Annotated in this window: 12 protein-coding genes; 7 read left to right on the forward strand and 5 right to left on the reverse strand. The window is 60.6% G+C overall.

The annotated features are described in order from the left end of the window. Positions 1-51: 51 nt before the first annotated feature. The gene (locus ACEN2T_RS16150) at positions 52-2,148 is read left to right on the forward strand and encodes a putative bifunctional diguanylate cyclase/phosphodiesterase (RefSeq protein WP_442116993.1); all 2,097 of its coding nucleotides are present in this window, start codon (positions 52-54) and stop codon (positions 2,146-2,148) included. Positions 2,149-2,201: 53 nt separating this feature from the next. Further along, on the forward strand, positions 2,202-2,948 hold the full coding sequence (locus ACEN2T_RS16155) for an SDR family oxidoreductase (protein WP_032886857.1): 747 nt from the start codon (positions 2,202-2,204) through the stop codon (positions 2,946-2,948). Between the two features lie 126 nt (positions 2,949-3,074). Here ACEN2T_RS16155 and mapR read toward each other — a convergent pair whose 3' ends face one another. The 3 genes from mapR to ACEN2T_RS16170 form a co-directional block, all read right to left on the reverse strand. Next, on the reverse strand, positions 3,075-4,484 hold the full coding sequence (gene mapR, locus ACEN2T_RS16160) for a GntR family transcriptional regulator MpaR (protein ID WP_032886855.1): 1,410 nt from the start codon (positions 4,482-4,484) through the stop codon (positions 3,075-3,077). Between the two features lie 91 nt (positions 4,485-4,575). Beyond that, a complete protein-coding gene (ccoG, locus tag ACEN2T_RS16165; RefSeq protein WP_442116994.1) occupies positions 4,576-5,985 on the reverse strand; it encodes a cytochrome c oxidase accessory protein CcoG in 1,410 nt (469 codons plus the stop codon). A gap of 184 nt (positions 5,986-6,169) precedes the next feature. Continuing rightward, positions 6,170-6,409 (reverse strand): DUF3203 family protein, encoded by a 240-nt coding sequence (locus ACEN2T_RS16170; RefSeq protein WP_032886853.1) that lies wholly within the window; start codon positions 6,407-6,409, stop codon positions 6,170-6,172. A 120-nt stretch (positions 6,410-6,529) separates the two neighbouring features. Between ACEN2T_RS16170 and ACEN2T_RS16175 the strand changes: the two genes are divergently transcribed. Then, a complete protein-coding gene (locus ACEN2T_RS16175; protein WP_032886852.1) occupies positions 6,530-7,021 on the forward strand; it encodes an MgtC/SapB family protein in 492 nt (163 codons plus the stop codon). On the opposite strand, the gene ACEN2T_RS16180 is transcribed toward ACEN2T_RS16175, so the two are convergent. Continuing rightward, positions 6,999-7,175, reverse strand: coding sequence for a hypothetical protein (locus ACEN2T_RS16180; protein ID WP_163033259.1), 177 nt, complete (start codon positions 7,173-7,175; stop codon positions 6,999-7,001). The genes ACEN2T_RS16175 and ACEN2T_RS16180 overlap by 23 nt on opposite strands. Positions 7,176-7,379: 204 nt before the next feature. Here ACEN2T_RS16180 and ACEN2T_RS16185 point away from each other — a divergent pair, with 204 nt between their 5' ends. From ACEN2T_RS16185 to ACEN2T_RS16200, 4 genes are all read left to right on the forward strand, one after another. Further along, the gene (locus ACEN2T_RS16185; RefSeq protein ID WP_099602871.1) at positions 7,380-9,368 is read left to right on the forward strand and encodes an alpha-1,4-glucan--maltose-1-phosphate maltosyltransferase; all 1,989 of its coding nucleotides are present in this window, start codon (positions 7,380-7,382) and stop codon (positions 9,366-9,368) included. Positions 9,369-9,459: 91 nt separating this feature from the next. Then, the gene (treS, locus tag ACEN2T_RS16190) at positions 9,460-12,807 is read left to right on the forward strand and encodes a maltose alpha-D-glucosyltransferase (protein WP_032886850.1); all 3,348 of its coding nucleotides are present in this window, start codon (positions 9,460-9,462) and stop codon (positions 12,805-12,807) included. After that, positions 12,804-15,041, forward strand: coding sequence for a 1,4-alpha-glucan branching protein GlgB (glgB, locus tag ACEN2T_RS16195; protein WP_122753602.1), 2,238 nt, complete (start codon positions 12,804-12,806; stop codon positions 15,039-15,041). The genes treS and glgB overlap by 4 nt, the downstream gene beginning before the upstream one ends. A 51-nt stretch (positions 15,042-15,092) precedes the next feature. Beyond that, positions 15,093-16,259 carry a GGDEF domain-containing protein gene (locus tag ACEN2T_RS16200; protein ID WP_032886848.1) on the forward strand — a complete coding sequence of 389 codons (1,167 nt, stop codon included), beginning with the start codon at positions 15,093-15,095 and terminating at the stop codon, positions 16,257-16,259. A gap of 8 nt (positions 16,260-16,267) precedes the next feature. Here ACEN2T_RS16200 and ACEN2T_RS16205 read toward each other — a convergent pair whose 3' ends face one another. Continuing rightward, positions 16,268-18,454: a GAF domain-containing protein gene (locus ACEN2T_RS16205; RefSeq protein ID WP_095185858.1), complete on the reverse strand. Its 2,187-nt coding sequence runs from the start codon at positions 18,452-18,454 to the stop codon at positions 16,268-16,270. Between the last annotated feature and the right edge of the window lie 13 nt (positions 18,455-18,467).

Consider the following 18,467-nt stretch of genomic DNA (forward strand, 5'->3'; position numbering starts at 1 on the left):
CTTTGCCACCCTGGCACGGACGTCTCAAAACTGTTGCCCGCGAGAAATCCCATGCTCATCGGTAGTTATTCAACCTCCCTCGTCGTGATCTCCCTGTGCGTCGCGATCCTGGCCTCTTATACCGCGCTGGACCTGACCGGCCGCATTGCGACCGCCAAGGGCCGCGCGGTTTATTTGTGGATGGCCGGCGGGGCATTGGCCATGGGCGTGGGCGTCTGGTCGATGCACTTCATCGGCATGTTGGCCCTGCGCCTGCCGTTTGCCTTGGGCTTCGATATCGGCATTACCGCGCTGTCGTTGTTGATCGCGGTGATGTCCAGCGGCTTTGCCTTATGGCTGGTCAGCCAACCGCGCTTGCCCGCCTGGCAATTGGTGTTTGGCGCGCTGGTCATGGGCACCGGCATTGCCACCATGCATTACACCGGCATGGCCGCGATGCGCATGACCCCCGGTATCGACTACGACCCCACCTTGTTTGGAGCTTCTCTGTTAATAGCGGTCGTGGCCTCGGGCGCCGCCTTGCAGATAGCTTTCAACCTGCGGCGCAACACGCCGTATGTACGCCTGGCACGCGGCGGGGCGGCGGTGGTGATGGGGTTTGCCATCGTCGGTATGCATTACACCGGAATGGCCGCGGCACGCTTTGCCGATGAAAGCTACTGCGCTGCCGCGTTGGACGGCTTGACCGGCAAGGGCCTGGATAACCTGGTGCTGGTCACCACCCTGGCGGTGCTTGCCATCGCATTGCTGACCTCGTTGCTCGACGCGCGGCTGGAGGCCCGCACCGCGGTGCTCGCCGATTCCCTCAGCCTGGCCAATCAGGAGCTGACCCACCTGGCCCTGCATGACATGCTCACCGGTCTGCCTAACCGCACGTTGCTGGCCGATCGGATTCAACAGGCCATACAGGCGGTTAACGAGCAGGGCGGTTGCTTCGCCTTGATGTTTATCGACCTGGATGGCTTCAAGCCAGTCAACGATGCCTTTGGCCATCACATGGGCGACCAGTTGCTGCGCGAAGTCGGCCTGCGCCTGCGCGAAGACTTGCGCGGCCACGACACCCTGGCGCGCATCGGCGGTGATGAATTTGTGCTGTTGGTGCAACTGAGCCAGCCAGACGATGCCCTGCGCTTGGCCGAGCGGCAGGTCGGGCTGATCAACCGCTCATTCCAGGTGGCCGAGCATGAGCTGAAAATCTCGGCCAGTATCGGCATCGCTGTGTTCCCAGGTAACGGTGGCAACCCCCAGGAATTGTTGATGAACGCCGACGCCGCGATGTACCACGCCAAGGGCATGGGCAAGAACGGCTACAGCTTTTTCGACGTGTCGATGAACACCAATGCGCGCAAGCAATTGCAGTTGTTGCAGGACCTGCGCAACGCCCTCGACCAAGAGCAATTTCGCTTGTACTACCAACCCAAGTTCGATGCGGTCAGTGGTATTGCGGTGGGCGCCGAAGCGCTGGTGCGCTGGGAGCATCCGCAGCAGGGCCTGTTGTTGCCGGCCACCTTTATCGAACTGGCGGAAAAGACTGGCTTGATCATTCCCATCGGCGAGTGGGTGCTTAATGAAGCCTGCCGTCAGATGAGCGTGTGGTACGCGCTGGGTTATGAGCATTGGCGCATCGCCGTGAACCTGTCGGCGTTGCAGTTCTGCCATGCGGGGCTGGTCAAGAGTGTGGCCGACGCCCTTGATCGTCATCAGTTGCCGGCCAACAGCCTGACTCTGGAGATCACCGAAACCACCGCCATGAGCGATGCCGACGCGAGTATGACGGTGTTGCAGCAGCTCTCGGACATGGGCGTCGACCTGTCCATCGATGACTTCGGCACCGGCTATTCCAGCCTGATGTACCTCAAGCGGCTGCCGGCCAACGAGTTGAAGATCGACCGCGGTTTTGTGCGCGACCTTGAGCACGACAGCGATGACGCCGCCATCGTTTCGGCCATCGTTGCCCTCGGCCAGGCCTTGGGATTGCGGATTGTCGCCGAAGGCGTGGAAACGGACGTACAGCAGAGTTTCCTCACGCGGCTGGGCTGTAACTCCCTGCAGGGTTACTTGCTGGGGCATCCGCTGCCGGCCGATGGTTTCATGGCGGATATTCTGCGGTCCGAGGACGCACAGGCGCCTGACAAAAACAGTGCCTGACGGTTAGTATCGGATCCAACCCTAACGCCAGGTTGGATCAGGAGACCGTACGCATGGACAAAGTTGTCATCATCACCGGGGGCAGTCGCGGTATTGGCGCCGAAACGGCACTGCTGGCGGCGCGCGAAGGCTATCGCATCTGCATCAACTACCGCTCCGATGAAAAAGCCGCCCTGGGCGTTCTGGAACAGGTCCGTGGCCTGGGTGCCCAGGCGATTGCTGTGCGGGCTGATGTCAGCATCGAAGATGAAGTGATTGCGTTGTTTCATCGCGTCGACGCCGAGTTGGGCCGCGTGACCGCCCTGGTCAACAATGCCGGCACCGTGGCGCACAAGTCGCGGGTCGATGAGATGTCCGAATTCCGCATCCTTAACATCATGAGGACCAATGTGCTGGGGCCGATCCTGTGTGCCAAGCACGCGGTGTTGCGCATGTCGCCCAAACATGGCGGGCAGGGTGGCAGCATCGTCAACGTGTCCTCGGTGGCGGCGCGCCTGGGTTCGCCGGGTGAATACGTGGACTATGCAGCCTCCAAGGGCGCCCTCGACACCTTCACCATCGGCCTGTCCAAAGAAGTGGCAGGTGAGGGTATCCGCGTCAACGCAGTACGCCCCGGCTATATCTTTACCGACTTCCACGCCCTCAGCGGCGATCCGGATCGGGTCAGCAAGCTGGAGTCCGGCATTCCCATGGCCCGTGGAGGGCGGCCGGATGAAGTGGCGGAAGCGATTATCTGGTTGTTGTCGGATAAGGCGTCGTATGCCACCGGGACTTTTTTAGATTTGGGTGGCGGCCGTTGAGTCGGCAGCGTCTGTGCGGGCGCCATCGGGAGCAAGCCCCCTCCCACATTTTGATCGGGTTCACACAGTCCAAGTGTGGGAGGGGGCTTGCTCCCGATGGCGTCAGAAAGAGCAACCCCCCCTCCCTCAAAACGACCGCACAATCCGCCCCAACGTCTCCATCGCCTTCTCCGAGGCCTCGGTCCACGGGCTGCCATAGTTCAGGCGAATACAGTTTCTGAAGCGCTGGGTCGCCGAAAAAATCGGCCCCGGTGCAATGCTGATGCCTTGCGCCAGCGCCATCTGGAACAACTTCAATGAGTCCGTTTGTTCCGGCAATTCCAGCCACAGGAAATACCCTCCGGCCGGCTGGCTGACGCGGGTCTGCGCCGGGAAATACCGAGCGATGGCGGCGAGCATGGCGCTTTGTTGCTCCTCCAGGGCATAACGCAATTTGCGAAGGTGGCGGTCATAGCCGCCATGTTGCAGGTAGTCGGCAATCGCCGCCTGGGCTGGCATCGACGGGCACAGCGAGGTCATCAGCTTGAGACGTTCGACCTTTTGCGCATAGCGCCCGGCGGCGACCCAGCCGACGCGGTAGCCGGGCGCCAGGCTCTTGGCAAAGGAACCGCAGTGCATCACCAGTCCTTCGGTGTCGAAGGCTTTGGCCGGCTTGGGCGCCTGTTGCCCGTAATACAGCTCGGCGTACACATCGTCCTCAATCAGCGGCACCTGGTGACTGCGCAACAGCTCAACCAGTGCCTGCTTCTTTTCTTCCGGCAACGTTGCGCCCATGGGGTTCTGGAAACTGGTCATGGTCCAGCAGGCCTTGATCGGATAGCGCGCAAGGGCTTGCGCCAGGGCGCCGAGGTCGATGCCGTCGCGCGGGTGCACCGGAATTTCCACCGCCTTGAGCTTCAGGCGTTCCAGCACTTGCAGGCAGGCATAGAACGCCGGGGCCTCAATGGCCACCAGATCGCCCGGTTCCGTCACGGCTTGCAGGCACAAGTTCAGGGCTTCCAGGGCGCCATTGGTGATCAGCAGTTCTTCCATCGGCAGCATCAGGCCGCCGACCATGTAGCGCAGGGCAATTTGTCGACGCAACTGCGGATTGCCCGGCGACATGTCGGTGACCACCAGGCGCGGGTCCATTTCACGGCTGGCGCTGGCCAGGGATCGCGCCAGGCGTTGCAACGGGAACAGCATCGGGCTGGGGAACGCCGAGCCGAAGGGCACTGTATTGGGGTCTTTGATCGAGTCGAGCACGGAAAACACCAACTCGCTGACATCCACCTCGGTGGACTCGTGCACCTGCTCGCTCACCGCCGGCTCAGAGAACGGGCTCGGTGCATGGGTGTTGACGAAGTAGCCGGAACGCGGCCGAGCACGGATCAGGCCACGGCGTTCCAGCAGGTAATAGGCCTGGAACACTGTGGACGGGCTGACGCCGTAGGTTTGGCTGGCGTAGCGCACCGACGGCACACGTTGGCCAGGCCCCAGGACGCCAGAGCGGATCAGTTCGGCAATGTCTTCGGCGAATTTTTCGTAGCGTTTCATAGGGGCCTTAACAATGTTTATACGAGCGCAGATCCAATCCGGGAGAGGGCAAGCCGCTCCCACATCGGATTCTCACTGATTTAGATAGATCTCAGCGGTTCAACGGCGCCACAAAGCGGCTGTCGGCAACGCTATAGATCCCTGGCTCATCTAGATCCATCACTTTGAAGCGCAACGTCTGAGAACTGCTCGCGGGTTTCTCCGCGAGCAATGCCACCGACACCGGCACATCTATGATTTCCCCCGGCGCCAGGCTGATCTCGGTCTTGCCTTGCAGTTGGAAGCCGTCGGCCTCCACGAGCTCCACCCGATAATCCTGGCGTTGCTGGGTCTTGTTGATGACCTTGAGGCTGTAGATGTTTTCGATCTGGCCCTGGGCGTTCTCGCGGAACATGCCACGGTCTTTGGTCACGTCCAGCGACACCATCGGCCGCTCCACCAGTGCTACTACCAGCGCGGCAATCATCACCAGCAGCACCGCACTGTAGCCGATCAGACGGGGCCGTAGCAGACGGGTTTTGCCGCCTTGCAGTTGATGCTCGCTGGTATAGCTCACCAGACCACGGGCATAACCCATTTTGTCCATGATCGAATCACAGGCGTCGATGCAGGCCGCGCAGCCGATGCATTCCATTTGCAGGCCATCGCGGATATCAATGCCGGTGGGGCAGACCTGCACGCACAGGTGGCAGTCAATGCAGTCACCCAGGCCGACATCGGCCGGCTTGACCTCGCGTTTGCGCGGGCCGCGGTTCTCGCCACGGGCGCTGTCGTAGGAAATGGTCAGGGTGTCTTTATCGAACATCACGCTCTGGAACCGCGCATACGGACACATGTGCATGCACACCGCCTCACGCAGCCAACCGGCATTGATGTAGGTCGCGGCGGTGAAAAACAGCACCCAGAACAGGCTCACGCCCCCCATTTGCCAAGTCAGCAGTTCCTCGGCCAACGGGCGGATAGGCGTGAAGTAGCCGACAAAGGTCAGCCCAGTCAGCACGCTGATACCCAGCCACAGCGTGTGCTTGGCCGAGCGCCTTGCCAGTTTGTTGAGGCTCCAGGGCGCGGCTTGCAGCTTGATGCGTTGGTTACGTTCGCCCTCAGTGACCTTTTCGCACCACATAAACAACCACGTGAACGAGCTTTGCGGGCAGGTATAGCCGCACCACACGCGGCCGGCGAACACGGTGATCGCGAACAGGCCGAAGGCGCAGATAATCAGCAGTGCCGACAGCAGGATGAAATCCTGGGGCCAGAACGTCGCGCCAAAAATATGGAATTTGCTTTCCGCCAGATCCCACAGCACGGCTTGGCGCCCGCCCCAGTTCAGCCACACGGTGCCGAAAAACGCCAGGAACAGAAAGCCGGCACCGGCTACGCGCAAGGTGCGGAACAGTCCGGTGAAGCTGCGGGTATGGATCAGGGTGTCGCTGGATTTGGCCTTCACCTTCTTTGGGTGTATGGGCTCAAAGGTTTCCACGGTTGGGATTCGTTCGCTCATGGTCGTTCGCTCATCAGCCTCCATCAGGCGGACGAACTATGGGCCGGGGACTGTTTGCATAACAGACTCAGCTAGCGCGATAAAAAGCGGATCAGATGGTCCGTGTGGTGAGCTCTGCGACAATCTGCTGCACCCCGGCGCGCCTGGGGTGCAGGGGCATTTCAGCGGTAATGATACAGATCAATCAAATCAGCGAACCAGGCTCCGTGGCCTTCACATGGTTGCGTCCGTCTGTCGCGCCTTCGACGGTCAAGGCGTCCGCTTCAGCTTCGGTGATGTAGGTGCGCTCGCCCGCAAGTTCTACGTAGGACATGGACTTGTCATCGTCCGTCAATATCTTCACTCGGGTGGCGGGGACGCTCTGTTCCTGGCCATTGTCGTCGAGCGTGAAATAGCACAGGTGGTTTTCAATACGCAGGGTCATGTCGAACTCCTTTCTCATCGGCTATGAACCTTAGGGGATGGTGCCGTGGCGTGGTTCAAGGCAACTGACTGGCGGTAGGCGCTGTCCATGACTTAACCGCTTCTTTAAAGGACAGGATCCATGGACGCTTGGTGGCATGAAGTGTGGCAAACCCTGCAGGCCGAGTTCGCCGATATCGGCGATGCCAAACAACTGACCCAGATCACCGTGCGCCTGCTGATCGCCGCCGTACTCGGCGGCATCCTGGGGTTTGAGCGCGAGAGCAAGGGCAAGGCCGCCGGGGTACGGACCCACATGCTGGTGGCGTTGGGCGCCGCGCTGTTTGTGATGGTGCCGCAGATGTCAGGTAATCAGGCGGATGCCATGAGTCGCGTAGTGCAGGGCGTGATCGCGGGGATCGGCTTTCTCGGCGCAGGCACGATCATCAAAGGCAAGGATGATGAAGAGGGGCATGTCAAAGGCCTAACCACCGCCGCCGGCCTGTGGATGACCGCTGCGATTGGGGTCTCGGCCGGGTTGGGCCGGGAATCGACAGCGGTCCTGAGTACGTTGCTGGCCTTGGCGGTGTTCAGCGTGATGCCGAAAATCGTCAAGCGTTTCGAGAAGGACTGACGATCACAGGGGGCATGGTTGTCGGCGGCTCTTCCACCGGTGGCGGCTCATTTTCGGGCGGCTCTTTTTCTGGAATCGGCTCCGGTTCGGTGGGCGGCAGGGTCGGATTGTCGATATTAGGATCAGGGGTTTCAGCCGGGATCGGGATATTCATCGGTGTGGCCTCCTTTGTGCTTTGCTCTACCGGTGGACAACCGCCCGGGCGATTTGATTCCCCGCTCAATGGCGGAACATCCACCTGAACTTTTGACCAAGCCTCAGGCTCGGACCTATTACGGCCCTGCTCAGGGAGAGCGTCGCCGTCTCAGAATTCGGATCAAGCAAAGAGCGTCCACAGGGCGTAAGGGGAAGATGCTCGATGACTGCTGAAACTCAGGTTCCAGATGTTTCCTTATTGCCGCTGTCCCAGGCGCTGTTGCTGCCCAGGATTGCAATCGAAAGCACCATGCCTGTGATTGATGGCGGTGAATTCGCCGTTAAGGCCGCAGTGGGCCAGCGGGTCACCGTGACCAGCAAGGTGTTCGCCGATGGCCACGACAAACTCGCGGTATTGATCCGCTGGCGCCCGCTGCAGGACGAAAGCTGGCACAGCGTGGTGATGGCGGATGTGGGCAACAACGGTTGGGAGGGCGCATTTACCGTCACCGACCAGGGCCCTCACGAATACTGCATCGAAGCCTGGATCGATACCTTCGCCAGCTTTTGCTACGAGCTGCGCAAAAAGCACGAGGCTGGTGTGCCGGTTAGCCTGGAGTTGCAGGAAGGCCGCAGCCTGGTGTTGCAGGCCGCCGAACGCAGTGACAACGAACTGCGCGATCGCTTGATGCTGCTGCACCACGAACTGTCCGGCCTGCTGGAAACCGAGCAGGTCGCACTATTTCTGCACGAAGACAGTGCACATTTGATGACTCAGGCCGATCACCGCGCCTATTTGAGCATCAGTGCCGTATACCCGATTGATGTGGAGCGTGAAGCGGCGCAATTCGCCAGCTGGTACGAGCTGTTTCCGCGCTCGATCACTGATGATCCGGCCCGTCACGGCACCTTCAACGATGTGCACGCACGCCTGCCGATGATCCATGACATGGGCTTCGACGTGCTGTACTTCCCGCCGATCCACCCCATCGGCCGCAGCCACCGCAAGGGCAAGAACAATTCCCTCACCGCCGGCCCTGACGATCCGGGCAGCCCGTACGCCATTGGCAGCGAGGAGGGCGGCCACGAAGCCATCCACCCGCAACTGGGCAGTCGCGATGATTTTCGCCGCCTGGTCCAGGCTGCCGCCGATCATGGCCTGGAAATCGCGTTGGACTTTGCCATCCAGTGCTCCCAGGATCACCCGTGGCTCAAGCAGCATCCGGGTTGGTTCAACTGGCGTCCGGACGGGACGATCAAATACGCCGAAAACCCGCCGAAAAAGTACCAGGACATCGTTAACGTCGACTTCTATGCGGCGGACGCGATTCCCAGTCTCTGGACGGAGTTGCGCGACATCGTAGTGGGCTGGGTGGAAGAGGGCGTGAAGACCTTTCGCGTCGACAACCCCCACACCAAACCGCTGCCGTTCTGGCAATGGCTGATCAGCGATGTGCGTTCAAAGTACCCCGAGGTGATCTTCCTGGCTGAAGCCTTCACCACGCCTGCGATGATGGCGCGGCTGGGCAAGGTCGGTTATTCCCAGAGCTACACCTACTTCACCTGGCGCAATACCAAGGCTGAATTGAGCGAGTACTTCACTCAGTTGAACCAGTCGCCGTGGCGCGAGTGCTACCGGCCGAACTTCTTCGTCAATACGCCGGACATTAACCCAGCCTTCCTGCACGAGTCCGGCCGCCCAGGCTTTTTGATCCGGGCCGCGCTGGCGACCATGGGCTCGGGCCTGTGGGGCATGTATTCCGGTTTTGAACTGTGTGAATCAGCGCCGGTGCCGGGCAAAGAGGAATACCTGGACTCGGAGAAATATGAAATCCGCCCGCGGGACTTCACCGCGCCCGGCAACATCATTGCCGAGATTGCCCAGCTCAACCGTATCCGCCGGCAAAATCCGGCGTTGCAGACGCATTTGGGGTTGAAGCTCTACACCGCCTGGAATGACAACATCCTGTACTTCGGCAAGCGCAGTGAGGATGGCAGTAACTTCATTCTGGTGGCGATCAACCTCGATCCATTCAACGCCCAGGAAGCGCACTTTGAGTTGCCGCTGTGGGAACTGGGGCTGCCGGATGATGCGCAGACCCAAGGCGAAGACCTGATGAACGGCCATCGCTGGACCTGGTATGGCAAGACCCAATGGACACGCCTTGATCCGCAGATGCCGTTTGGAATCTGGCGCATCACGGTTGCCTAAGTCTTGCGCAGATCCATTGTGGGAGGGGGCTTGCCCACTCCCACAACGATCGCATCGCGTCCGCAGAATTTAAGTCATTCAGGAGTTTCCAATGGCGAAGAAACCTAACCCTGCCACCTTTATCAAAGACCCGCTCTGGTACAAGGACGCGGTGATCTACCAGGTTCACGTCAAATCCTTTTTTGACTCCAACAACGACGGCATCGGTGACTTCCCCGGGCTGATCGCCAAGCTCGATTACATCGCCGACCTCGGCGTGAATACCATTTGGTTATTGCCGTTTTATCCCTCGCCTCGCCGCGATGACGGCTATGACATCGCCGAATACCGTGGCGTACACAGCGACTACGGCACCCTGGCCGACGCCAAGCGCTTTATCGCCGAGGCCCATAAGCGTGGATTGCGGGTGATTACTGAGCTGGTGATCAACCACACCTCCGACCAGCACCCGTGGTTCCAGCGTGCCCGCAAGGCCAAGCCTGGTTCGGCGGCGCGGGACTTCTATGTGTGGTCCGATGACGACCAGAAGTACGATGGCACGCGCATCATTTTCCTCGACACCGAGAAGTCCAACTGGACTTGGGACCCGGTCGCCGGCCAGTACTTCTGGCACCGTTTCTATTCTCACCAGCCCGACCTCAACTTCGACAACCCGCAAGTGATGAAGGCCGTGTTGTCGGTGATGCGTTACTGGCTGGACATGGGCATTGACGGCCTGCGCCTGGACGCCATCCCGTACTTGATCGAGCGCGACGGCACCAACAACGAGAACCTCCCCGAAACCCACGATGTGCTCAAGCAGATCCGCGCCGAAATCGACGCCAACTACCCGGACCGCATGTTGCTTGCCGAAGCCAACCAATGGCCGGAAGACACTCAGCTGTATTTCGGTGACAAAAAGGGCGACGACGGCGATGAATGCCACATGGCGTTCCACTTCCCGCTGATGCCGCGCATGTACATGGCCCTGGCCCAGGAAGATCGCTTCCCCATCACCGATATTCTGCGCCAGACCCCGGAGATTCCCGCCAACTGCCAATGGGCGATCTTCCTGCGCAACCATGATGAGTTGACCCTTGAAATGGTCACCGACAAAGAGCGCGATTACCTGTGGAATTACTACGCCGCAGATCGGCGCGCGCGCATCAACCTGGGGATTCGTCGCCGTCTGGCACCGTTGCTGGAGCGGGATCGCCGTCGCGTGGAATTGCTTAACAGCCTGCTGCTGTCGATGCCTGGTACGCCGACGTTGTATTACGGCGATGAAATCGGCATGGGCGATAACATCTACCTCGGCGACCGCGACGGTGTGCGCACGCCGATGCAGTGGTCCATCGACCGTAACGGCGGCTTCTCCCGCGCCGATCCGGCCAGCCTGGTGCTGCCGCCGATCATGGACCCGCTGTACGGCTACCAGTCGGTCAACGTCGAAACCCAGACTCAAGACCCGCACTCACTGCTTAACTGGAATCGGCGCATGTTGGCGGTGCGCAAGCAATCCAAGGCGTTTGGGCGGGGCAGTTTGAAAATGCTCTCGCCCAGCAATCGCCGCATCCTGGCCTATACCCGTGAATACACCGGGGAAGACGGCCGTACGGAAATTATCCTGTGTGTGGCCAACGTGTCCCGCAGCGCCCAGGCGGCGGAATTGGACCTCTCTGCCTTCGCGGGAATGGTGCCGGTGGAGATGCTTGGCGGAAACGCTTTCCCGCCCATTGGCCAGTTGAATTTCCTGCTGACGCTGGCGCCCTACGGCTTCTATTGGTTTGTATTGGCGGCGGAAAACCAGATGCCCAGTTGGCATGTGGAACCGGCGCAGAGCATCCCTGACTTCACCACTCTGGTACTGAAAAAACGCATGGAAGAATTGCTCGAAGAACCTTGTCGCACCACCCTGGAGCAGACCTCGTTGCCGGCCTGGCTGCCCAAGCGGCGCTGGTTCGCCGGTAAGGACACCGCCATCGACAGCGTGAACATCGCTTACGGCGTGCGGTTTGGCGACCCGGAGCATCCGGTGTTGCTCAGTGAAATTGATGTCACCAGCGGCGGCCAAGTCAGTCGCTATCAACTGCCCTTTGGCTTCCTGGGTGAAGATCAGTTCACCAGTGCCTTGCCGCAACAATTGGCCCTGGCTCGTGTGCGGCGTACGCGGCAGGTGGGGCTGGTCACCGATGCCTTCAGCCTGGAGCACTTCATCCGCGCGGTGATCCAGGGTCTGCAGGCGGGTACGGTGCTTACTTCCAGCGAAGGCGATTTACGTTTTGAAGCTACGCCGCACCTGGCCCCGCTGCAACTGACGGACGACGCCCAAGTACGCTACTTGTCGGCCGAGCAGTCCAACAGTTCGGTGGTGGTAGGCGAGAGCCTGGTGCTCAAGTTGATCCGCAAAGTCAGCGCCGGCGTACACCCGGAGCTGGAAATGAGCGCCTACCTCACCGCTGCCGATTACCCGAATATCTCGCCGCTGCTGGGCTCGATGATTCGTCGCGACGCCGACGGCCAGGACAACCTGCTGATGATTGCCCAGGGTTATTTGAGCAATCAGGGCGACGCCTGGAGCTGGACCCAGAACAACCTGGAGCGCGCGATTCGCGATGAATTGGCGCAGGCCATTTCCGAGCAGGAACAGCACTACAACGCCTTGGGTGAACTGGCGGACTTTGCCGGGTTGCTCGGCCAGCGCTTGGGGGAAATGCACCTGGTGCTAGGCGCGAAGACTGACAACAAGGACTTCAAACCCGAAGTCACTACGGCCAAGGACACTCAGGCCTGGGCCAAGGACGTGGGCGCACAGCTTGACCGCGCGCTGCAATTGCTCAAGTTGCATCAACACACATTGAACCCGGCGGATCAGGCACTGGTCAGTGACTTGCTGGCGCAGAAAAAAGCCATCGGCGCCCATGTCCAGGCGTTGGCGAAAGCCACGTTGGGCGGGCTGCGTATTCGGGTTCACGGTGATTTGCACCTGGGCCAGGTACTGGTGGTGAAGGGCGATGCTTACCTGATCGACTTTGAAGGCGAGCCAGCCAGGCCATTGCATGAGCGGCGTGGCAAGCACAGCCCGTATAAAGATGTGAGCGGCGTACTGCGCTCGTTTGATTACGCGGCGGCCATGGCCTTGAATGTGCAAGGTGTGGATCATTCGCCGCAAGCCGATCTGGCCCGCAGGCGCGTGACCGATCGCTATCTGAATGAAGCACGCGAGGCATTTATCCAGGCTTATCAGACAGCTACGTCTACACTGGCGCATGACTGGCAGGATGCCAAAGGCCAGGACGCCGCGCTGACCTTGTTCAGCCTGGAGAAGGCCGCGTACGAAGTGGCTTACGAAGCGGAGAATCGCCCGACCTGGCTACCTGTGCCCCTGCAAGGGCTGCACGGGTTGCTCAGCGGGCTAGCACCTCTATCTAAAACTGCACGCGGTGGGGAGACGTCATGAATTACACGCATAAAGAACCGCTGCAGCCTAAGTTGACTGCCATGCCGGCGTCCAAGGACGTCGAAGCGCTGGTGCGCGCCGAGCACCATGACCCGTTCTCGATCCTCGGGCCACATGATGACGAGCAGGGTGGGCAATTTATCCGCGCATTCCTGCCGGAAGCTCTGAGCGTCCAGGTGTTGGCGCAGGACAGTGGCGAGCCGATCGGCAGCCTGGACGCGACCCAGGTGCCGGGCTTGTTTGTCGGGCACTTCACCACGCGCCAGGCCTACCTGCTGAAGATCCAGTGGGCCGGCGGTGAGCAAATTACCGAAGACCCCTACAGTTTCAGCCAGTTGTTGCTGGGCGAAATGGACCTGTACCTGTTTGCCGAAGGCAACCATCGCGACCTCAGCAGCTGCCTGGGTGCACAGGTGACCAGCGTCGATGGCGTGCAGGGCGTGCGCTTTGCCGTGTGGGCGCCGAATGCGCGGCGGGTGTCGGTGGTGGGCGATTTCAATATCTGGGACGGTCGCCGCCATCCGATGCGCCTGCGCCATCCTTCGGGCGTATGGGAGCTGTTTATCCCGCGTCTGCAACCGGGTGCGGCCTACAAGTACGAGATCCTGGGTGCCAATGGGATTTTGCCGCTCAAGGCTGACCCCATGGCATTGGCCACTCAACTGCCGCCGGACACTGCGTCGAAAGTCGCTCCGCCGTTGCAGGTGGATTGGCAGGACCATGAGTGGATGCAGTCGCGCAGCGAAAAGCAGAAATCCTCCGCACCGCTGTCGATCTATGAGTTGCACGTGGGCTCCTGGCAATGCGAGCTGGACGAGGCCGGCGAAGTCGCCCGCCAATACGGCTGGCGTGAACTGACGGAACGGCTGATCCCGTACGTGCAGCAACTGGGTTTCACCCATATTGAACTGATGCCGATCATGGAGCACCCGTTTGGTGGCTCCTGGGGCTATCAAGCGTTGTCGCAGTTCGCCCCGAGTGCGCGCTTTGGCTCGCCGGAAGATTTCGCCTATTTCGTCAATGCGCTGCACCAGGCCGATATCGGCGTGATCCTTGACTGGGTACCGGCGCATTTCCCCACCGATACCCACGGACTGGCACAGTTTGACGGCACGGCGCTGTACGAATACGCCAACCCGCTGGAAGGTTTCCACCAGGATTGGGACACGCTGATCTACAACTTGGGCCGCACCGAAGTTCACGGCTTTATGCTGGCGTCGGCCCTGCATTGGCTTAAACACTTCCATATCGACGGGCTGCGTGTGGATGCGGTGGCGTCGATGCTGTACCGCGATTACTCGCGCAAGGCCGGTGAATGGGTGCCCAACCGCCACGGCGGTCGTGAGAACCTGGAAGCCATCGACTTCCTGCGTCACCTGAACGACGTAGTGGCCTTGGAGGCTCCTGGCGCGTTGGTGATCGCCGAGGAATCCACCGCCTGGCCCGGTGTGAGCCAGCCGACCCAACAGGGCGGCCTGGGCTTCAACTACAAGTGGAACATGGGCTGGATGCACGATTCGCTGCATTACATCCAGCAAGACCCGGTGTATCGCGCCCATCACCACAACGAGCTGAGCTTTGGCCTGGTGTATGCCTGGTCCGAGCGTTTTATCCTGCCGATTTCCCACGATGAGGTGGTGCACGGCAAGCACTCGTTGATCGACAAGATGCCCGGCGACCGCTGGCAGAAATTTGCCAACCTGCGTGCCTACCTGGCGTTCATGTGGATGCATCCCGGCAAGAAGCTGTTGTTCATGGGCTGCGAATTCGGCCAGTGGCGCGAGTGGAACCACGACCAGCAACTGGACTGGTACTTGTTGCAGTACGCCGAGCACAAAGGCGTGCAGAAGCTGGTCGGCGACTTGAACCGTCTGTACCGCGAAGAGCCGGCCCTGCATGAGCAGGACGATGCGCCGCAAGGTTTCCAATGGCTGATCGGCGATGACGCGATCAACAGTGTCTACGCGTGGCTGCGCTGGAGCAAAGACGGCAAGCCCGTGCTGGTGGTGGCTAACTTCACACCGGTGCCGCGCGAGTCCTATTCCGTTGGTGTGCCGTTTGCCGGGCGCTGGAGTGAGGTGATCAACAGTGATGCGGACATGTATGCCGGTTCCAACTTCGGTAATGGCGGCGAAGTCTTTACACAGGATGAACCGCGCCATGGGCAACCGGTGTCGCTGTCGCTGAATTTGCCGCCGCTGGGGGTGTTGATTCTGCGACCTGAAGGGGGTTAACCGCTCTGCCGCGCGGGATTCAGTTGTCCGCGGTGCTGGCAGGGTGCCACAATGGCGCCTTTGTCATGGCAGTCGAATCAGGCGAATTTCATGAATGGCCTTGGGCGTGAGCAGGACCAGGATTGCGTTATAGAAGAGCAGGTGCGGACTGACCGTCTGCACCAGCTGTTCCGGCAGTCATTTGCCGCCATTTTGGGCAGTTACCTGGCGGCTACCATGCTCTGCTGGCTGTGTTGGGATCGCTTCGACCACGACGTTATGCTGGTCTGGATGCTGTTGCTCACAGCGTCGTCGCTGCTGCGAGTGAAGATGTTCATGGACTGGTTTCGCTGCCCCAACAGCGAGCGCACGCCGGCTCGCTGGGAGCGCCGCTACTGGGTCACTCTCGTGCTCTCTGCCGGTATCTGGGGCGCCGGTGCGTTAGCGGTGATGCCAGCGGATGATCGGCTGTCCCAGGTGCTGGTGATGTTGTTCACCGTGGGCATGTCGGTCAGCGCGGTGTCGTGTTACTCGGCCTATCGCTACATGACGCTGGCGTCTATCGGCCTGGTATTGCTGCCGTGCACCTTCTGGCTGCTGTTCCAGCCGGCTCCCATGCAGGTGGGTGTTGCCATCGCGGTGCTGGTGTTCACGACCTTTGTCGCCAGCGCCACGCGCAAATTGTCCGATGCGCTGGAAAAGGCGTTTCGCCTGACTCGGCAAATGGAAAGAGCCCACAACATTTCAACCCGTGCCGCACAGACCGATGAGCTGACCGGGCTGATGAACCGTCGTGCATTCTTCGAACATGCCCATTCGCTGTACGCACAATGCCGACACAACCAACAGCCGCTGTGCGCGCTGATGCTGGACATGGACCACTTCAAGCACATCAACGACACCTACGGACACCAGGCCGGCGACCAAGTGTTGCGCCAGATTGGAGGGGTGATCAGTGCGTCGTTTCGCAAGTCTGATGTGTATGGCCGTCTGGGCGGTGAGGAGTTTGCGGTATTGCTGCCCAATACCTCGCTGGAAACCGCTCGGGGTATTGCCGAGCAGTTGATCAAGGCGATTTCCGGATTGCCGGCCGAACCGGTCACGGGGCTTTCAGCCAGCTTGGGTGTTGCCTCGGCCCATGCGCTGGACGGGGACTTGCATGGCCTGATGAACACCGCCGACAAGGCGCTGTACCGGGCCAAGGCGCTGGGCCGCAACCAAGTGGCCGTGGCGGAGTAGGGCGACGCTCAGTCCTTGAGTGTTGCCTTGATCAATACCTGCGAAAGTTGTTCGGCCGAGTAAGGCTTGGGCAGAAACTCGAAGCCTTCATAGCCGCTTTCTGCCAGCTCCTCGCTGTAACCCGAGGTCAACACCACCGGCAGGTCGGCACGACGCTGGCGTAGCAGCTTGGCCATGGCGACGCCGGTGATACCGGGCATCACGACGTCGGAGAAGATGACGTCAAAGGCCATTCCATCCTGGCCGGCCAAGCTCAGGGCTTGTTCGGCATCGGTCGCCCAGGCGGTCTGATAGCCCAAGTCTTCAAGGATTTGGCGGGCAAACCGCCCGACCTCCAGGTTGTCTTCCACGATCAGCACCCGACACTGGGTTGTGTCGTGGGGCATGGCGAGCGTTCCCTGAGGGCTTTGGGGCGGCACATCCTGTGCTTCGACCTGGGGCAGATACAGGGTAAATACGCTGCCTTGGCCGGGCGTGCTGGACACATCGATATTGCCCCCCGACTGCTTGGCGAACCCGAAGACCTGCGACAGACCCAGGCCGGTGCCTTTGCCGACGGCCTTGGTGGTAAAGAACGGCTCGAAAATCCGCTCCACGGTGTCGGCGGCAATACCCGGCCCGGTATCAGCCATGGAGATGGCGATATACGGTTGGCGTGACCCCGCATCGCCACGGATACGTGGCAGCGGCTTGCGCCCGACCACCCGTAGGCTCAGCGTACCCTGGCCGCCCATGGCGTCCCGGGCATTGAGGGCGATGTTGATCAGCGCGGTTTCAAACTGGCTCGCGTCGATGCGGGCGAAACAGGCCTGTGACGGCATCTCGACCTGCACCTGAATGCGTGCGCCGGTGACGCTTTCCAGCATCTCGCCAATGTTCTGTACCCGCTGGCCTACGTCGAAGACCTCCGGGTTGAGCGGTTGTCGACGGGCAAAGGCGAGCAACTGGCTGGTCAGCTTGCTGGCCCGCTCCACGGTATCCGAAACGGCGCTCATGTAGCGCTGGCGGCGCTCTTCCGACAGGCCTGGCTGCCGCAAAAAATCCACCGAGGAGCGAATGATCGTGAGCAGGTTGTTGAAGTCATGGGCGACGCCGCCGGTCAACTGCCCGATGGCTTCGAGTTTCTGGGATTGGTGCAACGCGGCTTCGGCTTGGGCCAGCGCCTGTGTGCGTTCCTCCACCCGCTGTTCCAGGTAGGTGTTCAGCTCGGCATACGCTGCCAGACCTTCACGGACCTCGGCATCGGCGCGCACGCGTTCGATATGGGCCCAGGAGCGCTCGGTGACTTCCCTCAACAAGGCCAGGTCGTAGGGTGACCATGGGCGTGGGGATTTGTCGTGGACGGCCATCAATGCAGTCAGGCGTCCGTTCTTGATCAGAGGCATGCAGATAGTCGCAGTCACCCCCAGGGACTGGAAGGCCGCAGACTCTTCGGGTGGCAGCTCGCGCAGGTTGTCGCAGATCACCAGAGGCTCGCCAGCCCGCAGGCAGTTGACGGCCGCCTCGCCGAACGCTGCCAGGCTGTAGCGACCGACAATGCTCGGCGAGCCGGGCGCGGTCCAGTTGTCGCGAATGGTAAAGCCGTCTTCATCGGCGTCCATGTCGGCGTAGGCGCAATTGCTCACTTGCAGGTGTTCGGCGAGCAACTGGGTAGTGCGGGTCATGATGGCTTCGGCATCGGCCGCATTGACCACGGCGTTGCCAATGGCATCCAGCACTTCCAGGCGTCTGGCGAGAAACACCGTGGCAGTGGTTTCGGTCACGGTGTCGAGCAAGCCGACCACGTGGCCTTGGGGATCACGGATCGGGCTATAGCAGAAAGTGAAGTAGGCTTGTTCCCGCGCCTGGCCGCGTTCAACCACGAGGGGAAAGTTTTCGATATAGGTGGCATGCCCCTGGAACGCCGCGTCGGCGATATGGCTGACGTCAGCCCACACCTCGCGCCATATGTCACTGAACGGTCTTCCCAAGGCATAGGGCTTATTGCCCAGTATCGGAATAAAGGCGTCGTTGTAGATCGTGATCAACTGGGGCCCCCAGACAATGGCCTGGGGAAAGCTCGACGCGAAACACAGCGCGACGGTGGTCTTCAGAACGTCCGGCCATTGCTCCAGCGGACCGAGAGGCGTGTTGGCCCAATCATGCTGAATTACCCGTTCAGCCATGTCGCTGCTGCTTTGCAGCCAATTCATCATTGGGGGAACACCT

It is taken from the genome of Pseudomonas sp. W22_MBD1_FP4 (assembly GCF_052113765.1).
Classification (GTDB): Bacteria; Pseudomonadota; Gammaproteobacteria; order Pseudomonadales; family Pseudomonadaceae; genus Aquipseudomonas; species Aquipseudomonas sivasensis.

What these genes read in the sequence shown, in the direction of transcription:
- glgB (WP_122753602.1), top strand. Translation starts at nt 12,804, where the DNA reads ATGAATTACACGCATAAAGAACCGCTGCAGCCTAAGTTGACTGCCATG.
- ACEN2T_RS16205 (WP_095185858.1), bottom strand. Translation starts at nt 18,454, where the DNA reads ATGATGAATTGGCTGCAAAGCAGCAGCGACATGGCTGAACGGGTAATT.
- ACEN2T_RS16175 (WP_032886852.1), top strand. Translation starts at nt 6,530, where the DNA reads ATGGACGCTTGGTGGCATGAAGTGTGGCAAACCCTGCAGGCCGAGTTC.
- ACEN2T_RS16155 (WP_032886857.1), top strand. Translation starts at nt 2,202, where the DNA reads ATGGACAAAGTTGTCATCATCACCGGGGGCAGTCGCGGTATTGGCGCC.
- ACEN2T_RS16185 (WP_099602871.1), top strand. Translation starts at nt 7,380, where the DNA reads ATGACTGCTGAAACTCAGGTTCCAGATGTTTCCTTATTGCCGCTGTCC.
- ACEN2T_RS16180 (WP_163033259.1), bottom strand. Translation starts at nt 7,175, where the DNA reads ATGAATATCCCGATCCCGGCTGAAACCCCTGATCCTAATATCGACAAT.
- mapR (WP_032886855.1), bottom strand. Translation starts at nt 4,484, where the DNA reads ATGAAACGCTACGAAAAATTCGCCGAAGACATTGCCGAACTGATCCGC.
- ACEN2T_RS16150 (WP_442116993.1), top strand. Translation starts at nt 52, where the DNA reads ATGCTCATCGGTAGTTATTCAACCTCCCTCGTCGTGATCTCCCTGTGC.
- treS (WP_032886850.1), top strand. Translation starts at nt 9,460, where the DNA reads ATGGCGAAGAAACCTAACCCTGCCACCTTTATCAAAGACCCGCTCTGG.
- ACEN2T_RS16200 (WP_032886848.1), top strand. Translation starts at nt 15,093, where the DNA reads ATGGCGCCTTTGTCATGGCAGTCGAATCAGGCGAATTTCATGAATGGC.
- ccoG (WP_442116994.1), bottom strand. Translation starts at nt 5,985, where the DNA reads ATGAGCGAACGAATCCCAACCGTGGAAACCTTTGAGCCCATACACCCA.
- ACEN2T_RS16170 (WP_032886853.1), bottom strand. Translation starts at nt 6,409, where the DNA reads ATGACCCTGCGTATTGAAAACCACCTGTGCTATTTCACGCTCGACGAC.